General features: G+C 64.8%; 23 protein-coding genes and 1 tRNA gene. 15 read left to right on the forward strand and 9 right to left on the reverse strand.

The window, feature by feature from the left end; all coding sequences use genetic code 11:
• Positions 1-78 precede the first annotated feature (78 nt).
• Genes LDN95_RS17635 through LDN95_RS17645 form a run of 3 tightly spaced genes read left to right on the forward strand, consistent with a single transcriptional unit; the run spans position 79 to position 2,410 of the window.
• Positions 79-216 (forward strand): hypothetical protein, encoded by a 138-nt coding sequence (locus tag LDN95_RS17635; RefSeq protein WP_226018877.1) that lies wholly within the window; start codon positions 79-81, stop codon positions 214-216.
• Positions 213-1,505, forward strand: coding sequence for an MFS transporter (locus LDN95_RS17640; RefSeq protein WP_226018878.1), 1,293 nt, complete (start codon positions 213-215; stop codon positions 1,503-1,505). Before LDN95_RS17635 ends, LDN95_RS17640 begins: the two co-directional genes overlap by 4 nt.
• Positions 1,502-2,410: an alpha/beta fold hydrolase gene (locus tag LDN95_RS17645; protein WP_226018879.1), complete on the forward strand. Its 909-nt coding sequence runs from the start codon at positions 1,502-1,504 to the stop codon at positions 2,408-2,410. The genes LDN95_RS17640 and LDN95_RS17645 overlap by 4 nt, the downstream gene beginning before the upstream one ends.
• Before the next feature lie 7 nt (positions 2,411-2,417).
• Here LDN95_RS17645 and LDN95_RS17650 read toward each other — a convergent pair whose 3' ends face one another.
• Positions 2,418-3,326 carry a LysR substrate-binding domain-containing protein gene (locus LDN95_RS17650; protein ID WP_226018880.1) on the reverse strand — a complete coding sequence of 303 codons (909 nt, stop codon included), beginning with the start codon at positions 3,324-3,326 and terminating at the stop codon, positions 2,418-2,420.
• Between the two features lie 99 nt (positions 3,327-3,425).
• Here LDN95_RS17650 and LDN95_RS17655 point away from each other — a divergent pair, with 99 nt between their 5' ends.
• The 3 genes from LDN95_RS17655 (at position 3,426) to LDN95_RS17665 (ending at position 6,640) form a co-directional block, all read left to right on the forward strand.
• On the forward strand, positions 3,426-4,574 hold the full coding sequence (locus LDN95_RS17655; RefSeq protein WP_226018881.1) for a TauD/TfdA family dioxygenase: 1,149 nt from the start codon (positions 3,426-3,428) through the stop codon (positions 4,572-4,574).
• A complete protein-coding gene (locus tag LDN95_RS17660) occupies positions 4,571-5,347 on the forward strand; it encodes a class II aldolase/adducin family protein (RefSeq protein ID WP_226018882.1) in 777 nt (258 codons plus the stop codon). Before LDN95_RS17655 ends, LDN95_RS17660 begins: the two co-directional genes overlap by 4 nt.
• A gap of 198 nt (positions 5,348-5,545) precedes the next feature.
• On the forward strand, positions 5,546-6,640 hold the full coding sequence (locus tag LDN95_RS17665; protein ID WP_226018883.1) for a DUF2332 domain-containing protein: 1,095 nt from the start codon (positions 5,546-5,548) through the stop codon (positions 6,638-6,640).
• Positions 6,641-6,763: 123 nt separating this feature from the next.
• Here LDN95_RS17665 and LDN95_RS17670 read toward each other — a convergent pair whose 3' ends face one another.
• The 3 genes from LDN95_RS17670 to LDN95_RS17680 all read right to left on the reverse strand — a co-directional run bounded on the left by LDN95_RS17670 (position 6,764) and on the right by LDN95_RS17680 (position 12,284).
• Complete coding sequence (locus LDN95_RS17670; protein ID WP_226018884.1) at positions 6,764-8,680, reverse strand: methyl-accepting chemotaxis protein; 1,917 nt, start codon at positions 8,678-8,680, stop codon at positions 6,764-6,766.
• A gap of 40 nt (positions 8,681-8,720) precedes the next feature.
• Complete coding sequence (locus tag LDN95_RS17675) at positions 8,721-11,237, reverse strand: TonB-dependent receptor (protein WP_226018885.1); 2,517 nt, start codon at positions 11,235-11,237, stop codon at positions 8,721-8,723.
• A gap of 117 nt (positions 11,238-11,354) precedes the next feature.
• Positions 11,355-12,284 carry a LysR family transcriptional regulator gene (locus tag LDN95_RS17680; protein WP_226018886.1) on the reverse strand — a complete coding sequence of 310 codons (930 nt, stop codon included), beginning with the start codon at positions 12,282-12,284 and terminating at the stop codon, positions 11,355-11,357.
• Between the two features lie 123 nt (positions 12,285-12,407).
• Here LDN95_RS17680 and LDN95_RS17685 point away from each other — a divergent pair, with 123 nt between their 5' ends.
• From LDN95_RS17685 to LDN95_RS17725, 9 genes are all read left to right on the forward strand, one after another.
• Positions 12,408-13,106 (forward strand): pirin family protein, encoded by a 699-nt coding sequence (locus LDN95_RS17685; protein ID WP_226018887.1) that lies wholly within the window; start codon positions 12,408-12,410, stop codon positions 13,104-13,106.
• Positions 13,107-13,171: 65 nt separating this feature from the next.
• A complete protein-coding gene (locus tag LDN95_RS17690; protein WP_226018888.1) occupies positions 13,172-14,089 on the forward strand; it encodes a pirin family protein in 918 nt (305 codons plus the stop codon).
• Positions 14,090-14,102: 13 nt separating this feature from the next.
• Positions 14,103-14,522: an OsmC family protein gene (locus LDN95_RS17695; protein ID WP_226018889.1), complete on the forward strand. Its 420-nt coding sequence runs from the start codon at positions 14,103-14,105 to the stop codon at positions 14,520-14,522.
• A gap of 18 nt (positions 14,523-14,540) precedes the next feature.
• The gene (locus LDN95_RS17700) at positions 14,541-14,867 is read left to right on the forward strand and encodes a hypothetical protein (protein ID WP_226018890.1); all 327 of its coding nucleotides are present in this window, start codon (positions 14,541-14,543) and stop codon (positions 14,865-14,867) included.
• A 104-nt stretch (positions 14,868-14,971) separates the two neighbouring features.
• A complete protein-coding gene (locus tag LDN95_RS17705; protein ID WP_226018891.1) occupies positions 14,972-16,624 on the forward strand; it encodes a M20/M25/M40 family metallo-hydrolase in 1,653 nt (550 codons plus the stop codon).
• Between the two features lie 185 nt (positions 16,625-16,809).
• Positions 16,810-16,885 (forward strand) — tRNA-Thr (locus LDN95_RS17710).
• A gap of 182 nt (positions 16,886-17,067) precedes the next feature.
• Positions 17,068-18,306, forward strand: coding sequence for an integrase arm-type DNA-binding domain-containing protein (locus tag LDN95_RS17715; RefSeq protein ID WP_226018892.1), 1,239 nt, complete (start codon positions 17,068-17,070; stop codon positions 18,304-18,306).
• Positions 18,307-18,312: 6 nt separating this feature from the next.
• Positions 18,313-18,936, forward strand: a complete 624-nt coding sequence (locus tag LDN95_RS17720; protein WP_226018893.1) for a hypothetical protein — start codon at positions 18,313-18,315, stop codon at positions 18,934-18,936.
• Positions 18,937-19,070: 134 nt separating this feature from the next.
• Entirely contained in the window at positions 19,071-19,325 is a 255-nt protein-coding gene (locus LDN95_RS17725) for an antitoxin of toxin-antitoxin stability system (protein ID WP_226018894.1), read from the forward strand.
• A 213-nt stretch (positions 19,326-19,538) separates the two neighbouring features.
• Here the strand turns inward: LDN95_RS17725 and LDN95_RS17730 are convergent, their stop codons facing one another.
• The 5 genes from LDN95_RS17730 to LDN95_RS17750 all read right to left on the reverse strand — a co-directional run bounded on the left by LDN95_RS17730 (position 19,539) and on the right by LDN95_RS17750 (position 24,868).
• On the reverse strand, positions 19,539-19,682 hold the full coding sequence (locus LDN95_RS17730; RefSeq protein ID WP_226018895.1) for a hypothetical protein: 144 nt from the start codon (positions 19,680-19,682) through the stop codon (positions 19,539-19,541).
• Positions 19,683-19,747: 65 nt separating this feature from the next.
• A complete protein-coding gene (locus LDN95_RS17735) occupies positions 19,748-21,892 on the reverse strand; it encodes a DEAD/DEAH box helicase family protein (RefSeq protein WP_370631712.1) in 2,145 nt (714 codons plus the stop codon).
• Positions 21,893-21,904: 12 nt separating this feature from the next.
• Positions 21,905-22,840, reverse strand: a complete 936-nt coding sequence (locus LDN95_RS17740) for a type I restriction endonuclease (protein WP_226018897.1) — start codon at positions 22,838-22,840, stop codon at positions 21,905-21,907.
• Positions 22,841-22,853: 13 nt separating this feature from the next.
• Positions 22,854-23,948, reverse strand: coding sequence for a DUF4268 domain-containing protein (locus LDN95_RS17745; protein ID WP_226018898.1), 1,095 nt, complete (start codon positions 23,946-23,948; stop codon positions 22,854-22,856).
• Positions 23,948-24,868 carry a GIY-YIG nuclease family protein gene (locus tag LDN95_RS17750; protein ID WP_226018899.1) on the reverse strand — a complete coding sequence of 307 codons (921 nt, stop codon included), beginning with the start codon at positions 24,866-24,868 and terminating at the stop codon, positions 23,948-23,950. Before LDN95_RS17750 ends, LDN95_RS17745 begins: the two co-directional genes overlap by 1 nt.
• Between the last annotated feature and the right edge of the window lie 264 nt (positions 24,869-25,132).

Below are 25,132 nucleotides of genomic sequence, written 5' to 3' on the forward strand. Positions count from 1 at the left end.
ACAGGTTATGATGATCGGCAAGGCTGAACCGCCCGCCGGGCACGCTCCCCGCACAAGCGCGTTGCCGATCAGGGCCGCATGCGTAAGATGATGCCGATGCACCACGATCCTGTTCGCGCGACATCGGCCACCGACCGGGCTGTGATCGAGGCATCGCTGGCCCGGCTGGTCGGCGCAGCGACCCAAGCGGCACCAAACAAGGAGACCACTGCATGAGCCGCCTGCTCCACCGCACCGGGTTGATCGCCCCGCGCATCCATGTCCTGCTGGTGGTGGCGGTGACGTTCGTGGCGCTGCTGGTGTCGGCGGGCTTGCGGGCGACGCCGGGTGTGCTGATGCAGCCGTTGCAGATGAACTTCGGCTGGGACCGCGCAACGATCTCGCTCGCGGCTGCGATAGGTATTTTCTTGTACGGATTGGTCGGACCATTTGCGGCGGCGCTGATGCTGTCGATCGGCATCCGGCGCACGATGATGGGCGGGCTTGCGTTGATGGCGCTGGCCACTTTCGCCAGCCTGTGGATGCGCGCGCCATGGGAATACGTGCTCACTTGGGGCGTGCTGTCGGGACTGGGCAGCGGCGCGGTGGCATCGGTGCTGGGCGCTGCGGTGGTCAACCGCTGGTTTGCCACCCGGCAAGGGCTGGTCATGGGTCTGCTCAGCGCCAGCACCGCCACCGGATCGCTGATCTTCCTGCCCTTCCTTGCATGGCTTTCCAGTCAGGGTGCGTGGCGCCCGGTGGTGCTGACGGTCAGCCTTGCCTGTCTGGCGCTGGTGCCGCTGGTCGCGCTGTTCGTGCCCGAACGGCCCGAGGACATCGGCACCCGCCGCTTTGGCGAAAACCCCGACACCCCGCCCGCGCCGCCGCTGAAGCAGGCCGCGACCATCGGCCTTGCCATCGAAGTGCTGCTGCGCGCCAGCCGCCGCCCGGTGTTCTGGGTGCTGTTCGGCAGCTTCTTCGTCTGCGGGCTGACCACCAACGGCCTTGTCGGCACGCACATGATCGCGTTCTGCGGCGATCACGGCGTGGCCCCGGTCGCTGCGGCGGGCCTGCTGTCGATGATGGGCCTGTTCGATCTGGTCGGCACCACCGCTTCGGGCTGGCTGACCGACCGTCATGATCCAAGGCGGCTGCTGGTGATCTATTACGGGTTGCGCGGGCTGTCGCTGCTGGCGCTGCCGTTCATCCCGTTCGAGGGCACCAGTCTGGCCATTTTCGCGGTGTTCTATGGCCTCGACTGGATCGCCACGGTGCCGCCGACGGTCAAGCTGGCGTCGCGCGCGTTCGGCGAGCGGGAGGCGCCGATCGTGTTCGGCTGGGTCCAGACCGGGCACCAGTTAGGCGCCGCCGTCGCCGCCTTCGGCGCAGGACTTGTCCGCCAGCAAAGCGGCAGCTACCTGCCAGCCTTCGTCATTGCCGGCGCCATGGCGGTGGTCTGCGCCGCTGTTCTGCAACTGTGGCTGGCCCGCTCGGCCGGACGCCCTGTTTCCGGAGGCTTCGCTTGACCGTTCCACTCCCCCTGCAGGCCCCGCAACAGGCCCCGCAACAGGCGCCTTTGCGCCGGGCGGTGATCGACATCGGCGATCCTTCGGGCAAGGGCATGGCGGTAATCGCGGCGGGCGATCCCGCGCGCCCGGTCGACGTGGTGTTCGCCCATGCCAACGGCTTCAACGCGCATACTTATCGCCTGATCCTGAGCGCGCTTGGCGAAACGCTGCACGTCATCGCGCCCGATCTGCGCGGGCATGGGCTGACCGCTTTGCCCGCCGACCCGGACGGACGGAGCGACTGGCGGGACCATGCCGCCGACTTGCGCGCGCTGGTAACGCGGGTCGCGACCCGTCCGCTGGTACTGGCCGGTCATTCGCTGGGCGGGGCGAGCGCGATCATCGCCGCCGCATCGGGCGCGCCGATGTTGGCCGGGCTGGTGCTGTTCGATCCTGTCATGTTCAGCCCCGCGCTGATGGCCCGCGCCGGAGGAGAACCTTCGCCGATGGTCGAAGGGGCCAAGCGACGCCGCGCGACCTTTGCCACCCGCGCCGATGCGGTGGCCGCCTATCTCGGGCGCGGCGCCTTCACCACTTGGCCGCGCGCGGTGGTCGAGGACTACGTTCACGACGGCTTTGCCGACGATCCCGACGGCTCCGTGCGCCTGACCTGCGCCCCCGCGTGGGAGGCATCGAACTTCCAGTGCGCGGGAGGGCAGGATCACTGGGACGAACTGGCCCGCGTCCCCTGCCCGGTCCATGCGGTGCGCGGCACGCTGGGCAGCATGACCACTCCGCCGCCGGTCATCCCGCCAGACGTCGTGTTCGAGGATTGGGCCGACGCCAGCCACTTCGCCCCGATGGAGCACGGCCAGCGCGCCGTGGCGCTGCTGCAGGCGAAAGTGGGCGAGTGGTTGGGCTGAGGCAACCTCAGCCGAATTGCCCCACCAGCCAGTCGCGGAACGCCTCGCCCGCCGGGGACAGACCGCCGACCGGCAGCGTCAGGAAGAACGCTTCGGCCGGGTGACAGGGCGGCGCGCCCAGTTCTTCAAGCCGTCCTTCGCGGATCAGATCGCCCGCGTTCGATTCCCAGCCGAGCAGCAGGCCCTGCCCCGCCAGCGCTGCCTGCGTTGCCAGCACATAGTTCGGGAAGCGACGCTCGGGCGCGTTTCCGGCGCGCGCAAAGCCATGCTGCCCCAGATATTGCGGCCAGGTGAGCCACGAGGAATCCTCGCTCTCGACATGCAGCAGCGGTGCGCTTGCCAGAGTGGTGGCCAGCGTGGCGGCAAGATCGCCAGCCGCCAGCAGCCGCGCCCGCGCCGCCGGGCTGCACACCGGACGCACCCAGTCGGCAAACAGGCGCGTGCTGATCCCGTCGGGCCAGCGACCGTGGCCATAGCGGATCACCAGATCGACCCCGTGCTGAAAGCCAGGCAGGCCCGCCGTGGTCTGTACGTTGACCGCGATGGCGGGATGCGCCTCGTAGAAGGCGGCAAGGCGCGGCATCAGCCAATACGTCGCGGTGCCCAGCGTGCAGGCGATCGTCACCGCGTTGTCGCGCCGCCTGCCAGCCTCGCGCACATCGGCCAGCGCGCGGGCGATGCGCCCCATCCCTTCATCCACCCCGCCGCGCAGGATCTCACCCGCCGCGGTCAGCCCGGCCGGGCGCGAGCGGCGATCGAGCAGCACGGTGCCAAGATGCGCTTCAAGCAGCCGCAGCGACTGACTGATGGCGGGCTGGGTGACGTTCAGGTCAGCAGCGGCACGCTGTACGCTGCCGGTCCGCACAAAGGCTTCGAACACCGCCAGAAGGCGCAAGGGGGGCAGCGAGCGGTCCATATCAAGATAAGCTGGTATTATACAAACCGCAGCATTTCCAGCCTTCCGCACCGGCGGCCATTGCTTATGCTGGCACAGGACTTTCCGGGACGATACAGCATGACCAGCGCCGCGCTTGCCACCCCAGTGCCTGCAAACTCCGCCAGGATAACCCCGACAGGCGTCTGTGTGCCCCTGCCCGATGGGCGCGAGGCCTACTTCAACGCCTATTGGCTGCGCGACAATTGCCCGACCTCGTTCGACCGGCAGACGCGCGAGCGGGTGTTCGACATCTTCCACGCCAGCGCCGCGCCGCGTGCCGCCAGCGCCCATGTCCACGACGGCGCGTTGGAAGTGGTATGGGCGGGCGAGAACCACACCAGCCGCTATCCGCTGGACTGGCTGGCCAGCTATGCCGCGCCAAAGCCGCGCCACGACCCCGCCGATCTGCCGCGCCACGCCTGGTACGCCGATCACTTTGCCGATCTGGGCCGGTTCGCCTTCGCCGATCTGATGAACGATCCCGCACGGGTTGCCGCGTGGCTGCGCGCGCTGATCGTCGAGGGCATGGCGATCGTCACCGACATGCCCGACAACGACGACGCGCTGGTGCAACTCGTCGCCAAGATGGGACACGTGCGGCCGACCTTCTTCGGCCAGTACTTCGACGTGCTGACCCACGCGGTGCCGACCAACCTTGCCTATACCGCCAAGGCGCTGGAACTGCACACCGACACCCCCGCCGAAGATCTGGCGCCGGGCATCCAGTTCCTGCACTGCCGCGCCAATACGACCACCGGGGGCGAAAGCCTGTTCCTCGACGGCGTGGCGGTGGCCAACGACTTCCGCGTCAGCAACCCCGAACAGTTCCGCCTGCTGAGCGAAACCGCGATCCCGTTCTATTGCGAGCATGACGATTACGACATGCGCTCGCGCCAGACGGTGATCGAACTGGATGCGCATGGCGAAGTGGCCGGGCTGACCATCAGCCAGCACATGGCCGACGTGTTCGACCTGCCGCAGCAATTCCTCGATGCCTATTACCCGGCGTTCTGCGCGTTCGGCAGACTGCTGCAAGACCCCAAGTACGTGATGCGGTTCCGCATGAACGCGGGCGAGTGTCTGGTGTTCGACAACCATCGCGTCGTGCACGGCCGCGCCGCCTATGACGCGGCGAGCGGCGCGCGGCACTTGCACGGCTGCTATGCCGACCGGGGCGAAATGCGCAGCCGCTATCGCGCGCTGGTCAGCGAAAGCCGCTTCAAGTGAGCGGCCTGAACGCTGTGGCCGAAAGCGATGTGCTCGAAAACGATGTGGTCGATATCGACGCGCTGCGCATCGATCTTGCCGCCGCGTTTCGGCTGGCGGTGCGGTTCGGCTGGCATGAATCGGTGGGCAACCATTTCAGCGCCGCCGTCTCGGCCGATGGCAAGCGGTTCCTGCTGAACCCGCGCTGGCGGCATTTCGGCTCGATCCGGGCGAGCGACCTGCTGCTGCTCGACGCCGACGATCCGGGCGTGATGGAGCGCCCCGATGCGCCCGATGCCTCGGCCTGGGCGGTGCACGGCGGCATCCATCGCGCCTGCCCGCACGCGCGGGTTATGCTGCATTGCCACCCGATCCACGCCACCGCGCTGGCGTGCCTTGCCGACCCGCGCCTGCTGCCGATCGACAACAACACCGCGCGCTTCTTCAACCGCTATGGCGTGGACTCCGGCTTTGGCGGCATTTCCGACAACGATACCGAAGGCAGTCGGCTGGCCGCTGCGCTGGGCACACACAAGACGCTGATCATGGGCAACCACGGCGTCACCTGCACCGGGGCCACGGTGGCCGAGGCGTTCGAGGATCTCTACTTCCTCGAAAAGGCGGCGCAGACGCTGTTGCTGGCGTATGCGTCGGGCAAGCCGATCGCGGTGCTGAGCGACGAAGTGGCCGAAAACACCGCGCGCGGCTGGGAGCCGTATCGTGGCATGGCGCAAGAGCACTTCGCCTACCTGAAGTCCGAACTCGACCGCAGCGATCCTTCGTACCGCGACTGAGCCGGCATCGGTGCCCGAGCGCACAACCGCGCATTCACCCGCAAGATAAGGGAAACTCCATAGGCCCTTGCGATGCCACGCTAAGGGTGCGCGGCCTAGAGTCCGCTGGTCGGTGCAATGGTTTGCCGACACGAACTCCGGACGTTTGGAAAGCCTCCCTTGCTGGCCAGCTCGACAGTGCGCACCCATGGCTTCCCGATGGCGAACGATGGCGCCGCTGCAGCGCTGTCGGCGCAAGGTGCGCATGGCTCACCCACCTCGGGCAAGCCTCGCGATGCGTTGCTGGTGCAGGCCGCCAAGGCCCGCCAGCTCGGCTCGGCCTTTGTCGAACAGATGCTCGAAGCGGCGTGGCGCCAGCTTGATGCTGCCCCCGTGCTGGCCGCAAGGATCGATGGCTGGGCGCTTGATCCGGGCCAGTCCGCGCTGGCACTGCGGCTGAATGCCGGGCTTCACGCGCTGGCCCGCAGCGGCACTTGCCCGCGCCTGAGCGCGCTTTACGAAGCCGGAGAAGGCGATTTCGACGGGGCGGTGCACGAAGCCTTGTCACTTTGCGAGCCGATCCTGCTCGGCTGGCTCGATCGTCCCACACAGACCAACGAGGTCAGCCGTGCTGCCGCCTTCATGGCGGCGCTGGCGCACCTTGGCGCGGGGCAGAACATGCCGGTCGAGCTACTGGAACTGGGCGCCAGTGCCGGGTTGAACCTCAACCTGCACCGCTATCGCTACCGCTTGTGCGGGCAGGAATACGGCGCGTCCGATTCAAGCCTGAGCATCGTTCCGCGCTGGCTTGGCGGCGCGCCGCCACTGGTCCCGGTCAGCGTCATTGCGGCGCGCGGAGTCGATCTGGCACCGGTGGTGCTGACCAACCCTGCCGAATGCGAGCGGCTGATGGCCTATGCCTGGCGCGGGGAAACCCGGCGCGCGCGGCTGCTGGCAAAGGCCATCGCCATCGCGCACGATCACCCGCCGCAGGTCGACCGCGGCGCGGCCGGCATCTGGCTGGCCGAACGCCTGAGCGAACCCCAGCCAAACGGCGTGCGCCGGGTCATCATGCATTCCATGGTCATGCAGTACGTCGGTGCCGAAGAACGGCGCGCGATCAGCGCCCTGATGCGTCTGGCGGGCGCGGGGGCAAGCCGCAACCGGCCGCTGGCGTGGGTCTCGTTCGAATGGAACCCCCAGCGCAGCGACGTATTGCTGCGCCTGACGCAATGGGATGGCCACGATCAAGGGCGGCCCCGCGTGCTCGCCAAGACGCACCCTTACGGCAAGTGGATCGACTGGCTCGGCTGAAGCCCTTTCCGCACCGTTCCATCCCTGCGAAAAGGCCGACATTGCTGTCGGCCTTTTTCTGTTGGTTTGGGCAATTGCCCTGTCTTGTGGTGGTGACCAGTCGTTGCGCCCCCAAAGGGGCGGTCAGAACTCGCTCCAGTCATCGTGCGCCGCGGCGGCCTGACCACCGCTGGCGACGCGCTGGGGCGCCGCGGTCCGGGCCGGAGCCGAAGCGGTCAGCGGAGCAGGCGCCGAAGCGGCCATGGGAGCGGGGCGGGATGCCTGCCTGATCGGCGCTGCGGACTGCGGCGCATAACTGGCCTGGCTTTGGTGGCTGGCGTGACCCTGGCCCTGACCCTGACCTTGCGAGATCCTGAAGCTGGAGAACGCCTTGGCCAATTGTTCGACTTCGCGCGCAAGGCTTTGCGTTGCGGCCGTGGTTTCCTCGACCATCGCGGTGTTCTGCTGGGTCATCCGGTCCATCTCGCCGATCGAGCTGTTGACCTGACCAAGCCCGATGGACTGCTGCGATGCCGTTTCGGCAATGCTGGCAACCGCGTCGCCGACTTTGGTGACGCGCTCGATGATCCGCTGCAGCGCCACGCCGGTATCGTTGACCAGCCCGGCGCCAGAGCGCACGTGGGTGGTGACCGCATCGACCCTTGTGCGGATATCGCGCGCGGCATCGGCAGCGCGCTGGGCAAGCGCGCGCACTTCGTTGGCGACGACCGCAAAGCCCTTGCCCGATTCACCCGCGCGCGCGGCCTCTACCCCGGCGTTGAGCGCCAGCAGGTTGGTCTGGAAGGCGATGCCATCGATCAGGCTGACGATGTCGGCGATCTCGCTGCTGGCCTGATCGACGCCCTGCATCGCGGCGATTGCACGGCTTACCACCGCGCCGCCCTTTTCGGCTTCCTCGCGCGCTTCATCCATCGAGCGGTTGGCGCCCGATGCGATTTCGGCATATTCCACGACCTTGGTGGTCATGTCCGACATGGCGTTGGCCGACGACTGCAGATTGGCGGCCTGATGCTCGCTGCGCTTGGACAGATCGAGCGTGGCCTGGCGAATTTCCACCGAGGTGTTGTTGATCGCGGTGATGCTGCCCTGAACCGAGTTCATCGCCGTGCACAACCGCTCCAGCGCGACGTTGTAGTCCTCGGCAACGCCGGCAAATGCGTCCGGAAGATCGTGCAGCCGCACCGACAGGTCGGCCTGCGCGATGGCGTGCAAGCCCTCGCCGATTTCGGCCATGGCCCGTTCGCGATCCTGCACCGCCACCACCCGCGCCCGCGCCGCATCGCGGAACACCTCGACCGCGCGTGCCATGTCGCCCAGTTCGTCGGTCCGTTCGACATCGGGGATGGTAACGTCGTTGTTGCCCGCAGCGAGCTGGCTCATGATCCGGGTCAGATCGACCACCGGGGTGGCGATCAAGCGGCTGAGGATGCGCGCCAGCCGCACCGACAGCGTGATCAACCCAGCGCCTCCAAGCACCAGCGTGATCCACGCGATCAGGATGGCCTGCGCCTGATTGGCCGAAAAGCGCGCCATTTGGGCCTTTTCGGCATCGCGCAGCTTGCGCAGCGGCAGAACCGCATCGGTCACCAGCACGGCCTTGCCGGCATCGCGCACCGTCGTCAGGGCGGCATCGCGCTGCCCCTGCTTGACCATCGCGATGGCCTTGTCACCCCAGTCGCGCCGCCAGTCGAGCGTTTCCTCGCGCGACTTGACCACCAGATCCTTGAGCGCCGGATCGGTCAGCTTGCCTTCCAGCTTTGCCGAAGTCTTGTCGTAGGCATCGCGTCCTTCGTAATAGGACTTGAGGTAGGATTCATCGTTGGTGACCAGATAGCCGCGCATCTGGCTGTTCTGCCGCAACAGCGCGGTTTCCAGTTCCAGGGCATCGGAATGGATCGACTGGCTGAAGTCGTTGTTGGCGGTCGATGCGCTGATCTCGATGATATTGTACCCGAAAACCAGCATCATCGCGGCCGCCGACAACGTCACAGCCATGAACGAAAAGCCGAGCTTGCGCGGCAGACTGTAGCGTTCAAGCATCACGCAATACCCTTGTTTTTCAATCCGCAAGCCATGCGCATCAGAACGTGAAGCGCAGCGAGGCGGAGATGGTCCGCCCATTCAGCGTCTGCGCGTTGATGATGCCGCTGGCCGGAATGGCCGCTGACGAAAGGTTCACGAACGCCAGCTTGTTGAACACGTTGAAGGCGGTGAGCCCAAGCTGCACACGCGGCACCGGCCGCACGAACAAGTACGGGCTGACCAGCACGTAGCCCGGCTGCTTGAGGATATCGCTGTCCTGCGCATAAGTGCTGGTCGTGCCGTTGATCGTGGCGCCAACCGTGAACAGATCCTGTTCGTATTGCGGGCGCGCGGTGAAGAACAACGACGGCTGGTGGCGCGGGGTGTTGCCGTCCAGCGTGGGGTCGTTGGTGTCCTTGTCGATCTTCGACTTGGCATAAGTCGCGCCGAGCGCGAGGCTGAACGGGCCGTGCTGATAGTCGGCTTCCAGTTCCACACCCTTGGCGCTGTAAGTGCGGTCGACGTTGATGACGATCACTTGTCCGGTGGCGTCCGCGCCGATCTGGAAGTTCTTGTCCTTGGTCGAGGCCCAGAACCCGGTGACATAGGCGGTCAGACCGTTGCTCCGGAACTTGAGGCCCACTTCGGCCTGCTTGACCGGGCTGTACGCCACCGACGGGTCATTCAGCTTGCCGCTGGACGAGTTGAGCGCCGGTCCGAACAGCAGTCGCTCGGCCCCGGCCCGGCCGCCACGGCTATAGCGCGCGAACACCGAGAAGGGTTCGGCCACGCGATAGTTGGCGCCCACCGAGTACGAGGTGTAGTTGTAGCTGTAATCGACGTTGCCCGGCTGCGAGAGCGGCAGCAGCGCAACCTTGGTTTCGGCAAGGCTGATCGCCCCGTTGCCGTTCAGATCAAGCGTACCGGTGCCGACCCGGCCTCCGTCCAGATCGACGCCGAACAACTGACCTTTCACGTTGCCATGATCGAACCGCAGGCTGCCACCGATCGAAAGCTTGCCCACCTGATAGTTGGCAGAAGCATAGGGCGCCGTGACCCGGTATTGGAGATCATAACGGCGATGGTACGAGGTCAGCGGCACCGCGATCCCGAAGCCATAGGCCAGCAGCCCGCCGTCGGTCACCGGCACACCGCCTGCGGTGATGAGGTCGACCCGCGTGGCCGAACCGCCGCTGGCCACCGTCTCGAGATCCTGAGTGAAGCGCCAGAACGTGTCCAGATTCTGCGACGAGGTATAGATACCGGCGGTCGTCGTCAGCTTGCCATTGCCCAGCGGCCAGACCCGGCTTGCACGGGCATCGTTGGTGACATTGTCGGCGTTGTTCACGGTGGTGTTGATGTGCAGGCCGACGTTGAGCAGGCCGTTTCCGCTCAGGGTCGAAGGGCTGGTGATGACCTGTCCGGTGTTGGGGCCGCTGGCATAACGCAGGACGGCACCGGGCCCACCGATCATGACCGACAGGGCGCCAGCCGGAGCCGTGATGAAGGGGATGGCCTCGTTGTACCCGCCGCCAATCGAGGAAAAGCGGAACTTGTCGCTGATCGTCCACTCACCCACATCGAACTGCGCTTCGACGCCGATCGACTTCACGATACCGCGAATGCCCTCGCGCCCGTTCACCAGGTCGGGACGGTTGGCCTGATCCACGCCGGGGTAGGACGAGGTATATTGCGACTGCGCGCCATCCTTGAGCACATCGGTACCCGGCACGCTGGCAAAGGTGGGGGAAGCGTTGGTGCCGCCGATCGCGACCGGGAAGAACGAATAGTTCGGCTGGCGGTCGTCCAGATACTTGCCATAGATCCGGACGAAGCCGTTGGCGAACTGGCGGGTGACGTTGAACTTCAACTGGCCGCCGCGAAACGCGCTGTAGCCGACATGACGCGGGCCTTCGCCATCGCGATAGAACCCGCCGACATGAAAGCGCCAGCCACCGCCCAGCGGTGCGCCGTATTCGAAGTCGACGCGCTTGAGATCGTGGTCGAGCCCGGCGGCAAGCTGGATCGCGCCACCTTCCTCTTCGCCGGTCTTGGAGATCAGGTTGATCACCCCGCCCGGCGAGTTCGAGGCAAACGTCGAGGCCGAACCGCCCCGGATCGCCTGCACCTGGGAAAGGCCGATATCGGCACGCACGAACTGATCGGCGGATGTGAAGTGGATGTCGCCGAATTCCATGACCGGCAGGCCATCTTCCTCGATCTGCATGAACTTGGAGCCGTCGGCGGCCAGCGGCAGCCCGCGCACGGTCAGCGACGAAAATCCGTCGATCCCCGAGGTTTCGGCGCGAATGCCCGGCAGGTTGCCGATGATGCCGGCGACCGCGGTGGTGCCCAGCTTGGCCAGATCGGCCTCGTCCAGCGTGCTTGCCGAAATCGCGGTATCCAGCAGGTCGCGGCCCTTGGCGACACCGGTGTTGAACGCGGCAGGCTTGGCGGCAGGGGTGGATTTCGCCGCCGAATGCTTCTCGCTGGTTGCGGTTTCGGCCGAGTCAGCCAATGCCGGAGCGGAGACGAGGCAGGCAGCGGTAGCAAGAAGCACGGTACGCAGAGACATTGATGGCCCTTTCGTGAATTCACGACGGCCTGATTAGCCAATCACGGTTAGGGGAGGACCGAACGAGCCTTGCGTAGTCTTGCGTAAGTGTTCTTCGCGGCGTTCTGGCTGATGACATCAACCCGGATCGGGCGCATTCTGTTGCGCCCATGGCACCGCGCTCAACCGCTTGGCCAGAAAATCGATCAGCGCGCGCACCCGCGCCGGGCGCTGCGATCCGGGCGGTGTGACCAGATGCAGCGCGATATCGGGCAGCCGCCAGTCGGGCATCACTTCCACCAGCGCGCCACTGGCCAGATGCTCCCACACCATGAAGTCGGGCTGCAGCGCCAGTCCTTGCCCCGCCAGCAGCGCCGGGGTCAGCGCGTCGGCATTGTTGGCCCCCAGCCGTCCGGTCACGGTAACGATGTAATCGCCCTGCTGCGCATGGCTGAACCGCCAGACACCCGGCGAATCGAGATTGGTGTAGAGCAGCGCGGCATGGCCCGAAAGGTCACGCGGGTGCAGCGGCATGCCGTGCGCCGCAAGGTAGTCCGGGCTCGCCACCAGTGGCCGCCGGACCGTGCACAACCGCCGCGCCCGCAGGCTGCTGTCCTCAAGCCCGGCGATCCGCAGCACCACATCGTGCCCGCCGCCGACCACATCGACCAGCGCGTCCGACAGGTCGAGATCGAGGCCGACTTGCGGGTAGTGCCTCAGGAAATCGGGCAGCAGCGGCGCGACATGACGCAGGCCGAAGCTCATCGGCACGGCCAGCCGGACCAGCCCGCGCGGGACATCGCCCTCAGCCCCCGCCTGCGCTTCGGCCGCCTCGCCATCGGCAAGGATGCGGCGCGCCCGTTCAAGCACCCCGCGCCCGCTTTCCGTCAGCGCCAGCCTGCGCGATGTCCGGTGCAGCAACGGCACCCCCAGCCGCGCCTCCAGCCGGGTCAGCGCCTTGGACACGGTGGGTTTGGACAAGCCCAGTGCGTCTGCCGCCGCGGCGAACGATCCGGTATCGACGACTTTGGCAAAGATCGCCCATGCCTCAAGGTCTGGCAGCGCCATCAATCAAATTCCTTCACCGATGCTTTTCCATCATTGCCATTTTCTTGGCGCCAAGAAAACCTAGATTGGCGGCAACGGACAGGCGGACCAATCCCGCCGCCTGATCCCCCCGGAGAAATCGCCATGATCGAACTTCGCCCCTTTGCCGGTATCGGCCGCGCCAACCACGGCTGGCTTGACGCCGCGCACCACTTCTCTTTCGCCGACTACTACGACCCGGCCCGCATGCACTGGGGCAACCTGCGCGTGTGGAACGATGATACCATCGCCGCCAAGAACGGGTTTCCGCCGCACCCGCACCGCGACATGGAAATCATCACGTATGTCCGCACCGGCGCGATCACGCACCGCGACAGCCTTGGCAATCAGGGCCGCACCGAAGCGGGCGACGTACAGGTGATGAGCGCGGGCACCGGCGTGACCCACGCCGAATACAATCTTGAGGACGAGACGACCACGCTGTTCCAGATCTGGATCGTGCCGAGCCGCACCGGCGAGCAGCCAAGCTGGGGCGCCAAGCAGTTTCCCAAGGGTGACCGTTCGGGCCAGCTCGTCGTGCTTGCCAGCGGCTATGCCGAGGACAAGGACGCGCTGCCGATCCGCACCGAGGCACGGCTGGTCGGCGGAACGATCCGCGCCGGCGAAAGCGTCGACTACCAGCTGGGCGCCGAACGCAAGGGCTACCTCGTGCCCGCTACCGGCCGGATCGAGGTCAACGGCGTTGTCGCCAATGCCCGCGACGGACTGGCCATTGCCGATGTGGACACCATCACGGTAACCGCGCTGGAAGACGCCGAAATCGTTCTCGTCGATACGCTGTGATACTTTGCCGGGGCGGGCGAGTCGATCCGGCCACCCGCTCCGGCTTTCCTGAAAAGGACCATGCCATGACCCAGTCATCTGCCGAAACGCCTGTCGAATCCGTCATCCTGCCCCCGGTGCGCGATCTGGGCGATGGCTTCTCCGTCCGCCGCGCCCTGCCCAGCGCGCAGCGCCGGATGGTCGGCCCGTTCATCTTCTTCGACCAGATGGGCCCCGCCGCTTTCACCGGCGATCAGGCGCTCGACGTACGGCCGCACCCGCACATCGGCCTCGCCACGGTGACTTATCTGCTCGAAGGCGAGATCATGCACCGCGATTCGCTCGGCAGCGTGCAGTCGATCCTGCCGGGTGAGGTCAACTGGATGACCGCTGGCGAAGGCATCGTCCATTCCGAACGGACGCCCACCGCAAGGCGCGGCATCGGCGACCGGCTGGCGGGGCTGCAGACCTGGGTGGCGCTGCCTACCGCGCACGAGGAAACCGCCCCCTCGTTCAGCCATTACAAGGCCGACGCCATCCCCGTGGCCGAAGATGCCGGCGTGCGACTGACGCTGATCGCGGGCAGCGCCGACGGCCTGACTTCGCCGGTGCAGACGTTCTCGGACATGATCTACGGCGACCTCGTGCTCGCACCGGGCGCGCGTTACGCCTTTGCCGCAGAGCACGTGGAGCGCGCGGTCTATGTCGTTTCCGGCAGCTTGCGGGTGGTCGGGCAGGAGGGCGCCTTCGGTCCGTCGCAACTGGTCGTGCTCAAGCCGGGCGCGCAAATCGTGCTGACCAGCGACGAGGCCACCCGCCTGATGCTGGTTGGCGGCGAACCGCTGCCCGAAAAGCGCCTGATCTACTGGAACTTCGTTTCCAGCCGTGCCGACCGCATCGAACAGGCCAAGGACGACTGGCGGGCCGACCGCTTCCCCCACGTTCCCGCCGAGTCCGAATTCATCCCCCTGCCCGCCGACGTGCCGGGCGTGAAGCTCAAGTAGGAAAGCGCCCGCCATGGCCAGCCAGCACACCCCTAACGCCACCGCCACCACCACTGGCGAAGGCCTGTTCCAAAGCGCGCTCGACATCGCGGGTACCCCGCTGATCGCCGATGAACCGCTTGCGCTGGGCGGGCTCGACACCGGCCCCAACCCCTATGACCTGCTGTGCGCTGCGCTGGCCACCTGCACCACCATGACGTTGCGGTTCTATGCCAATCGCAAGGGGTGGGACATCGGTGAGGTCAGCACCCATGTCACCCATCACCGCGATCCCGCGCTTTCACCGGCCGACCGCTTCGAACGCACGGTCACGCTGTCCCCGACGCTCGATCAAGCCACCCGCGAAGCCTTGCTGGGCATCGCCAACCGCTGCCCGGTGCACAACACGCTGGTCGCCGGAAGCAATGTCGCCACCGCACTGGCCGGGGCCTGAAACCATCAGAGGTATGCCATGACCACGCCCACCCCCTTCTCCGACCTTTCCGCGCTTGATCACGTTGCCGCCCGGATCAGCGCCGACGACGCGCGCTCCTGCGATTGCCGCGAACCGGCTGCGCCGCGCCACGAATTGAGCCGCTCGGCGCGCACACTGCTGTGGCTGTTCGGCGAGCCGCGCGATCGCCCGCTTGCGCTTGCCAATCCCCGGCTGGAAGCGATCCGCCGCTTCGTGTGTGCCACCCGCGCCGGCCATCAGCCGGGCACCGTGCTGATCAGCCAGTTGCAGACCCGCGGAGTGCAGCCACAACGTTTGGCGGAACTGGCCAGTCTGCTGACCTGACCCGGGAACGGCCTGACATCGGTCCAACAAGGCGCAGATAGGCTCTTGGCAAGCGGCCATTCCGTTGCAACTGTGACCGCATTCGTTTCAGGAGCCTTCCCTTCATGCCGTTCAAACCTGCGCCTCGCGCTGCCTTGCGTCTTTCAACCTGCCTGTTTGCCGCCATTCCCCTGCTTGCCGCTGCACCTGCGCTCGCCGCCCCGCCCGCAGCCACCGGCTCGACCGACGTCGCCATCGCCCGGATCATCGATGAAGGCATGAACCGCAGCGAGGCGATGACCACCGCCTCGGCGCTGATGGATCGCATCGGGCCGCGCCTCACCAATTCGGAAAACCACCGCAAGGCGGAAAGCTGGGCGATGGAGCAGTTGCGCAAGCAGGGCCTGGTCAACGTCCACGCCGAACCGTTCGATTTCGGGCTCGGCTGGAACCTCGATGGCTATGCGGTGACGATGACCGCGCCGCGTCCGCTGGCGCTTACCGCGATCCCGGTCGCATGGTCGCCGCCGACCGCGAGCGAGTTGCGCGGGCAGGTGGTGATCGCACCGATGAGCCGCGAGGAACACTTCGCCGAATGGAAGGGCAAGCTGGCGGGCAAGATCGTGCTCGTCTCGCTCCCCGGCCAGACCAGCGAGAGCAAGGACGGCGTATTCGAACGCTATAGCGATGCCCAGATCGCCGAGCTCGACAGCTATACCAAACCCGCATTCGATCCCGAAGCGCCGGGTTTGATGGTGCGCAATCGCAGCTTCCAGCGCAAGCTGGCCGCCTTCCTCAAGGCCGAAGGCGCGCTGGCGCTGGTCAAGATCAGCTACCGCGACGGCAAGCTGATCCACGGCGAAGGCTATGATTTCCAACCGGGGCAGACGCTTGCGGTGCCCGCCGTCGAACTCGCGCAGGAAGATTACCGGCGGCTTGTCCGGCTGGCCAGGACGGGCGCTGCGCCCGAATTGGCGATCTCCATCGCCGCCCGGTTCGACAGCACCAACTTGCGCGCCGAAAACGTCATTGCCGAGATCCCCGGCAGCGATCCGGGCGCCGGCTACGTGATGGCCGGGGCGCACTTCGACAGCTGGATCGCGGGCGACGGTGCCAACGACAACGGCGCAGGCAGCGTCACCGTGATCGAGGCCGCGCGCCTGCTGGCAAAGCTGGGGATCAAGCCGAAGCGCACCATCCGTTTCGCGCTGTGGAGCGGCGAGGAACAGGGCCTGCTGGGTAGCCGCGCCTATATCGAACAACACCTTGCCAGCCGCCCGATCGACCCTGCGCTCAAGGGCATCGACGCGTATGCGGCATGGCGCAACGCCTTCCCGATCGCACCCAAGCCCGAATACAACCAGTTGAAGGCCTACTTCAACATGGACAACGGTTCGGGCCGGTTCCGCGGCATTTATACCGAAGGCAACCTTGGCGCGGGCAAGCTGCTGGGCGAATGGCTCGCGCCGTTTGCCATGCTGGGCGCCAACAAGCTGGTGGCCAGCAAGACCGGCGGCACCGACCACGTGTTCCTGCAAGCCATCGGCCTGCCCGGCTACCAGTTCATCCAGGATCCGCTCGATTATGAGACGCGCGTCCACCACAGCAATCTCGACACTCTCGACCACATGCGCGCCGATGACATGCGTCAGGCGGCGGTGATCATGGCCGGGATGCTGTGGCAGGCTGCCAACAGCGACAAGGAACTGCCGCGCGCCGTGCTGCCCACCCAGCCAACGCCGACCGACCCGTTCAAGGTCCGCGACCCGGCTCAATAAGCAGTGTCGTGGGGGGGGGGGCCGGGGGGCGGGGGACAGAGGCCGGCCCGCCCACCACACCCCCCACCCCCCCCCCCCGCAACCGAGATGTGGAGCCGAAGCCCGTAAACTTGGATCGAACCCGGCAATATGGGATTGCCAACCCCCCGCCCCGCCGCTAGAGGCCACCCCTGCCTCGGCAACACGCCGCTTTAGCTCAGTCGGTAGAGCACATCATTCGTAATGATGGGGTCAGGTGTTCGAATCACCTAAGCGGCACCATTTCCTTGTATCAGGAAATTCCCACACATTCCAAAAAGCCTAGGATTTGCTAGGGCTTGCTATGTCCACATGGCGCTCGATGTCTCAGATCGTGTCCCCACAATCCGTATGATTTGGGGGCACTGATGGGGGCACTGGTCGCCCAGCGATCAGCAAGGTGCCCCCAAATTCCCCTCAAGGCCATGGAAGTTAAGGCTTTTCCTCTCCTCAAAAAGACCTACCGCAAAACCGATGAAAAGGGCCTCTATCTTGAGGTCCGCCCAAACGGGTCCAAGCTGTGGTTTTTCAAATACCGCCATCAGGGCGCCGAGAAGCGAATCGGACTTGGCGCATGGCCCGATGTGTCGCTCGCCGAGGCACGCGAACGCCGCGACGCGGCCCGCAAAACGGCCCAAGACGGCAGCGATCCTCTACATCTGCGCAAGATGGACAAGATCGCTGCGAAGGTCAGCGGGGGCAACACCTTCCAGAGCGTGGGCGAGGACTTCATCAAGGTGCGGATGGAAGGTACCAAGAAGGCCGCGCCGACAATCAAAAAGGCCCGTTGGTACCTTGCGCAGTTCAAACCGGCATTGGGCAACAGGCCGATCGCTGACATCGAACCGGGCGAACTGCTGCTGGTGCTCAAGCAGATCGAGGCACGCGGCACCCATTATTCGGCACGCCGCGCCCGCGCCTTTGCCAGCCGGGTGTTCCGTCACGGCGTGGCGACCACACTGTGCAAGAACGACCCCGCCGCCTTGCTGAGCGACGCCTTGACCGTACCGGCGGTAAAGCACCACGCCGCCATTACCGACCCCGGCCTGCTGGGGGCGTTCCTGCGTGCGGTTGAAAGCTACACCGGCGGCCCGATCGTGCAGATCGCCATGCGACTGCTGCCTCACATCTTCCTGCGCCCCGGCGAAATGCGGCACGGCAAATGGGAGGAGGTCGACTGGGACATGGCAACCTGGACCATTCCCGCCGAACGGACCAAGCTGCGCCGCCCGCACACCGTGCCGCTGTCGCGACAGGTCATTGCCTTGTTGCGCGAACTGGAACGGCACACCGGGTCTGATGGCCACATGTTCCCCGGCCAGCGCACCCATTTGCGTCCCATGTCAGAGAACGCACTCAACCCAGCGTTCCGCCGCATGGGGTTCGGCGCTGACGAGATCACCTCGCACGGATTGCGCGCCACGGCTTCCACCCTGCTCAATGAAAGCGGCTTGTGGCAAATTGATGCGATCGAGCGCGCCCTAGCGCATGGCCACAGCAACGCGGTGCGCGGCACCTATGCCCGTGGCCAGCACTGGGAAGAGCGTGTCCAGATGGCGCAATGGTGGAGCGACTACCTCGACAAGTTGAAGGCAGGTGCGGTCATCCTGCCTTTCCACAAGGCCACGTCTGAGGTTAGCGCCGATACGAAGCTGGCCGGTTAACCCACCATGGCAATGCAGCCCAAACACCCACCGAAACTGGTCAAGGCCATCAAAGCGTTGGCCAAGACCTTCGGCGCCAACGTAGTAAGAGACGCGGTAGCTAGTAGCTTGCCCGCCAAGACCGGTCGCCCCGAAATCGACGACCTGACACTGGCCCGCCCGCTTCTCGAAGCAGAAGCCGAGGAATGGCGCAATGATGCCGACCTCAAATCCCACGGTCGTCAGCAACGGATGGCGAATGCCGCAGGCGCGACGCGTCCTGGCCATAGTCGAGAGTCCACAATCAAGCGGGTTCGCGACAAATTGGCAAAGAAGCGCATACCGGCAGTGGTCATGCTGGCCCTGCCCGAGAGCATCGACACCGCCCCGATCGACGTACTGCTACGCAAGGTAGAGGAAGCCTACCACCTCGCCCCAACCCTCACCCCTCTGCTGGACGTCCTCATCTCTCAGGTAGAGGACGCCCTACTCCACCACCGCGCCCTCATCGGCGAACCCACCCCCGACCTGTCCCTGAAAGCTATGCTGACCGAGGTTGGCCAGGTGATGGGTAGCGGGATAGGCGCAGGTGTCGCGGCTCGCAAGAAGGTGGAGGCCTATCAGCGGGAAACGGCGAACGAGCCGAAGTAAAGCGGGGCACAGCTTTGTGTGCAGCCGTCTCAGCCAATGCCAGGTTTGCGTTCCGGTCGCGAGAGGGTACGCTCGGATATATACAACGTCAGTACCTGTTGGAGAGCTTTGCTTTGAAAGCTGCCGTGTTCACTATGAAGCTTGAACCCGATCTGCGGGCAGAATTCATGGCCGAGGCCAAGGCTAGCCATCGCCCTGCCAGCCAGATAGTGCGCACATTCATGCGCGAATTCGTCCGTCAACAGCGCGAACAGCGCGGGCATGACGCCTTTGTGCAGGGCAAAGTCGAGGCCGCCCGCGCCTCTGTGTCCGATGGACTTGGCATGTCGAACGAGGATGTTGAAGCCGACATTGCCGCGCGCCGTGCAGGGGTTAGTCCGCTATCGTGAAAATCGCGTGGACGCCGGGAGCGCAGCAGGATCCGCCGCGATCTGGGATTATGAGCGCGACGTTGATTTGTTGGGAGGCCAGACGCGGACGGAGTTCGAAGCCTATTCCAGGCAGCGCGTCAAACCGCTCGTGGACAATTCGCGGGACAGCCATCTGAATGACGAGGTTTGGGGCGAACCCGCCATTCGCGTGTGACGAGGTTAGCGGCAGGTTCATCCCCAAAAGCGCACCAGTTTTTTCAATAACTTAGCAGATCGATCAGGCCTCCTTTGGGAGGCCGTTTTCGTCTCAGGCATCAGATAGGCATCAGATGGAAAAAAATCGCTCGGCTTTTCGGGTGCTTTGTCATCAGCCATCATCAACCTTGCGCGCGAATCATCGCAGGCACTGAGAACCGAAACGCCCGGATTGCTCGTATGGTTCAGGACGGATTTTTATCCCTAAGCGCTTCATAGAGCTGTCCCGGGCCCAGAAGGATGTCCTTCAAGCCCTGACGGACCTTGGCACTGTTGAGGGCCTGACTGCTCATCTTCTCATGCGCGACGAGCGCATCCATGATCGCATTGACCAGTTCGTTGTCGAGGTTCGGTGAGGTGCCGAATTGCGCCTTGGAATTGTTGCGCGCCTGCACGCGCAGCGTCTCGGACTCGAGCAGCTTCCCCTTGAGGACGTTGTTTACGTAGATCAGCTGGTCGTCGTCGGTCAGCTCGCCCTCGAAAAGGTCGTTCACCTTGGCAATGATCTCGGCCAGCAAAGCCTTTTGCTTGTCCTGCACGCTGCCGGTGCCCACGCCGCCGATCGGCGGCAGTGCCGGTCGATCACCCCCCACATCGAGCGTGCGCTTGCCCTCGTCCTTGAGCGTGTGGTGAGTCAGGCGCACACCCGACAGGTCCACCCCGTCGCGCTCGCGGCCGAACTCCAGCAACGGGATCAGGCGCTTGTAGAACAGGAAGCGCTTCTCGATATCGGTGCTGCCATAGTCGAAGATTTGCGACAGGAACGTGTACATGCGCACGAAAGCCTGCATGTCGCCCTTGAACAGCAGCAGCGCGTTGACCTCGTCGCGCGCATCGTCGGTGGCGGTCTTGTCGTTGCGCGCCTGCGCTTCGAGCATCCGGGCATAGGCCTGTTTGTAGAGCACCAGCAACCGCTGGGCGACTGGCTCCAGCGCGCTGATCAGTTGGCCTTGCGTGGCGTGGGGATCAAGCTCCACCTTCACCAGCCGTTCCACCTCGAACGTGTCGTAGTGGCCGGATGCGTCCAGCTTGGCACGCAAGTCAAAGATCAGGTCGGGGTTGGTCTCAGCGCTGATTTTGGCGGTCTCATAATAGGTGCGGAAGGCTTGGAGCACCTCTTCCGAGCTGTTTACGAAGTCGAGGACATACGTCGTGTCCTTGCCCGGATGCGCACGGTTCAGGCGCGAAAGCGTCTGCACCGCCTGAATGCCCGCCAGCCGCCGATCGACATACATGCCGCAGAGCAACGGCTGATCGAACCCTGTCTGGAACTTGTTGGCCACCAGCAGGATCTTGGCATCGTCGTCGGTGAAAGCCTCGCGGATATCGCGACCTTTGAGCGTTGGATTAAGCCGGGCGCTGGTTTCCGTCAGCGGCTCCCCTTCCCCCTCGGGGTCGGCGATGTCGCCCGAGAACGCCACCAGCGTGCACATGCGATAGCCTTGCGACTTGATGTAGCGGTCGATCGCCAGTTGCCAGCGCACCGCCTCCAGTCGGCTGGCCAGCACGACCATCGCCTTGGCCTTGCCCTCCAGTAACGGCGCAACGTTCTCGCGGAAGTGCTCGACCACGATCTGCACCTTTTGCGCAATGTTGTAGGGATGCAGGCGCACCCAGCGCATGATGCCCTTCATCGCCGCGCTTTTCTCGACCTCGCGCTCGTCGAACTCTTCGCCGCCATTGGCCAACCTGAATGCCAGCTTGTAGGGGGTGTAGTTCCTCAGCACGTCGAGGATGAAGCCCTCCTCGATCGCCTGCCGCATCGAATAGACGTGGAAGGGCGCGGGTTTGTTGGTCTCGCCCGCCGGTTCATCAGGACGAGGACGGCGGCCGAACAGTTCGACCGTCTTGGTCTTGGGCGTGGCAGTGAAGGCCACGTAGGTGACCCCGTCCTTGGCCGCGCGCGCGGTCATCGTCGCGGCAAGCTGGTCCTCGATGCCATATTCGCCGCCGTCGCCAAGTTCAGCGAGTTCTTCCGGGCTGAGCACCGCCTTCAGCTTGGCTGCGGTTTCGCCGGCCTGGCTGCTGTGCGCCTCGTCTGCGATCACGGCAAAGCGCTTGCCCTGCGTGGCGGCGCGTTCGCGCACGGCCTCCAGCGCAAAGGGAAAGGTCTGCATGGTGCAGACGATCACCTTCTTGCCCGCATCCAGCGCATCGGCCAGCGCGGTGCTTTTGCTGCCGCTATCGGTGGTGATGGTCGCGACCACGCCCTTGGTGCGTTCGAAGGCGAACAGGGCGTCCTGCAACTGCGCGTCGATGACGTTGCGGTCAGACACCACGATCACGCTGGAAAAGATCTTGGCGTCGGCATCGTCGTGCAGATCGGCCAGAAAGTGCGCGGTCTAGGCGATGGAGTTGGTCTTGCCCGATCCGGCGCTGTGCTGGATCAGAAAGCGCCCGCCAGCCCCTTCGGCGCGCACAGCCGCACGCAGGCGGCGCGTGGCATCAAGCTGGTGATAGCGGGGGAAGATCAGCGCGCTGACCTGCTTCTTCTTGTCCCGCTGGCCGATCATGTAGCGGCCCAGAATTTCCAGCCAGCTGTCGCGCTGCCACACTTCGCGCCACAGATAGGCGGTGGGATGCCCTGCCCCATCGGCCGGATTGCCCGCCCCGCCGTTGTTGCCCCGGTTGAATGGCAAAAAGCGGGTGGCACCGCCCGCCAGTCGCGTGGTCATCATCACATCGTGGTTGCTGACGGCAAAGTGCACCAGCGCGCCGGTGTGGAACGTGAGCAGCGGTTCGCCCTTGGGATTGCGGTCCAGCTTGTACTGGTCAATGGCATCGGCGATCGACTGGGTGAAGTCGGTCTTCAGTTCCACCGTCGCCACTGGCAGTCCGTTGAGGAACAGCACCAGATCGATGCAGTTCTCGTTCGCCTTCGAATAGCGGACCTGACGGACTACGCGCAGCCGGTTGGCCTGATAGCGCGCCACGATATCGGGGTTCAGGCCCGATGCCGGGGCGAACTGGGCCAGACTGACCAGCCCGCGCACCCCGATCAGCTCCACGCCATAGCGCAGCACATCCAGCGTGCCGCGATCGTTCAGCGATTTGCGGATGCGGTCGGCTAGCACTTCGATGGCGGCCGGGCCATGCGCCTTGGTCAGCGCCTGCCACACCGCAGGCTGGCTGGCTTCCAGCCACAGTTGCAAGTCTTCAGGGTAAAGCGCCCGCCCCCGGTCATAGCATGCTGCCGACCCGGCCTCATAAAGCCAGCCAGCTGCCTCAAGATCATCGCAGATCTCGTCCTCGAAGCTGATTTCCTTGTGCAGGCTCATGGCCGATTACCGTTCAACTCTGGGCTTCGAGGAAAGGGATGACTGCGTCGTGCAGGCGCTGTGCGGTCGCCAAAAGGGTTTGTTGCATTGCAGGCCATTGGCTTTCGGGTGCCAACCAACCACCCTCACACGGCGCCGCAATCCGACAGGCGCGGGCATCGTTAAGCCGCTGCCACAACAGCGATGCACCGAACCGTGCCTCAATTTCGTTCCGATGGCCAAATAGCCGATCAAAGATGGCATTGTTTTCTGCCTCGGCATCCCGACCCTTGTCGATGTAGACCTCTGCCTGGCAATCAGCCTTGCGGATCGCCAGATTGACACTGATGCCGCGATACGCGGTTTTGCCTGCAATCCAGCCGCCGACAGGAGCAGACTTGCCCTTGTATCTGCCGGCATCGGGATGCGCGATCAATCCAACCCAGAAAGCTTGCCGACGCTCATGGCGCTCGCTCAGATCCTTGCGCTCGGCCTGCCGCTTCAGCCCGATCTGTGTCTGGAATGTTGACGCCTCAGGCAGTGGGATGATTTGTTGCACATCAAGCAGCAATCGCCCATCCGACAGTTTGCAAGGGCTGAGACGGATGCAGGTGATGTCGATCCCCTGATCACGCAGCCACAAGACGGCGGTGGTCAATTCCTTGCCGAAATCGGCGGAGGCCAGCGCGATCCGCACTGATTGGGCGAAGCCTTCCTCTGTCGCCTCATCCCATCGCAGGAAAGCGAGGATGGCCGCCTCGGCGCCTTCTGCGTCCAGACCATTGCGGCGGCGGAACTCGGCATGGGCGTCGATAGCCTCGGCAAAGGTCATGCGCGCCACCATCGCGGCATAGCGCAAGGCCTGCAGTTCCATATGGCCTGCATCGTCGCGCTTCAATTCCACCACCACCAGATTGGCGTCGCTGTCGAGACACAAGAGGTCAATGCGGCGATTGCTGTCCACCCAGCCGCCATATTCCTCAGCGAGCACGAACAAGTCATCACCCAACACTGCGATCTGCTCGCGCAGCATGCGCTGGATGTCCTGCCGTTCCTTGAGCCCTTCAACCTGAAACAAGGTTTGGTTGGCGGCAGCCAGCCGCCCATCGACGAGTTCATAGACCGGCATCAGGCAGGCTCCATGACCTGCGCCGCTTCGATGCGGTTGGCCTCCCAATCGCGATAAGTCACACCGCTGGCCTCATGCTTCCATTCGGTGGTGCCATTGGCCTGCCGCCCCAAGATGACCGCTGCGGCTGCGCTCGGGCTTTGAAAGGCATAACTCTGGGCGAAGATGCAACGCCCATCTGCTTCCTCTATCACCCCGCCTCGTTTCAACTCAGCGTGCAACTGGGCATAGCCGGTAACCCACGCGCCTTCCCAATTCAGGCGGGCCATCGATCCCTTTTCGACAATGAATTCCCCCCCTTGCAACGTGGCATGGGCTACCAATCCTGCCCGCTTCGCCTCAAGCACAAACCGAACCTCAGACTCTGCTGCAGGCATCACGGGCGCCGCCACGGCTGGTTTGGGCGCAGATCGCGCCCGCTGGATGAACATGTCCACCCGCACGGCTGGCAGGACCACCAGCAGGTTTTCGAGGAAAGCCTCCATCTTGCCCTGATCGGCTTCGCTCAGGCCCGGCAGGCTGGGGGCCACGCCGTTTTCCAGCGGCATGCGGCCGATGCTTTTGGCCTCGGCGATCAGGCGCGCTTCCAGATAGCGCACATGGGCCTTGTTCAGCTTGTTGGCCGCTGCCGTGATCAGGATGGCGCTGTTCCACCAGTCCTTCTTCACATCGTGGCTGCGGATGCGGGCAGAGATGTCCTCGCCCTCGCCGATATAGGCCAGCGGTCCATCGTCATTTTCGCCCAACAAGAGGTAGATGCCGGCATAGCTTGCCTCTGGCCGGGCCAGCGCGGTGGCAATCTGGGTGCGTGGGGTCATCAGCACGTGCCCCGTCCAGTTGAACATCTCGGCCGTCAGCATCCCGTCGGGGCGACCGTCGATGTAATAGAGTTCGAGGCTGCGGCCGGTGGCGCGGGTCATGCGAACAAGTTCCCCTGATGGTCAGTTCTCGGCGCTGCCCCGTTCGGCACGAACCCACTGCGGCGCATCCAGTCGAGCCACGTCATCAACTGATCCTGCGTGAACTTGGCGCGCTTTTCGGGATGCCAGTCATTAAGTGCGGATTCCGAGGTGATCGCGCGCGGTGTTCCGATTTGATGGCGCGCGGGATTCCGAGGTGATGGCGCGCAGCGTTCCGAGAATTATCCGCGCAGCATTCCGAGGTGATGGCGCGCAGTTTGAGGT

Origin of the sequence: Novosphingobium sp. FKTRR1 (genome assembly GCF_020404405.1) — a bacterium.
Classification (GTDB): Bacteria; Pseudomonadota; Alphaproteobacteria; order Sphingomonadales; family Sphingomonadaceae; genus Novosphingobium.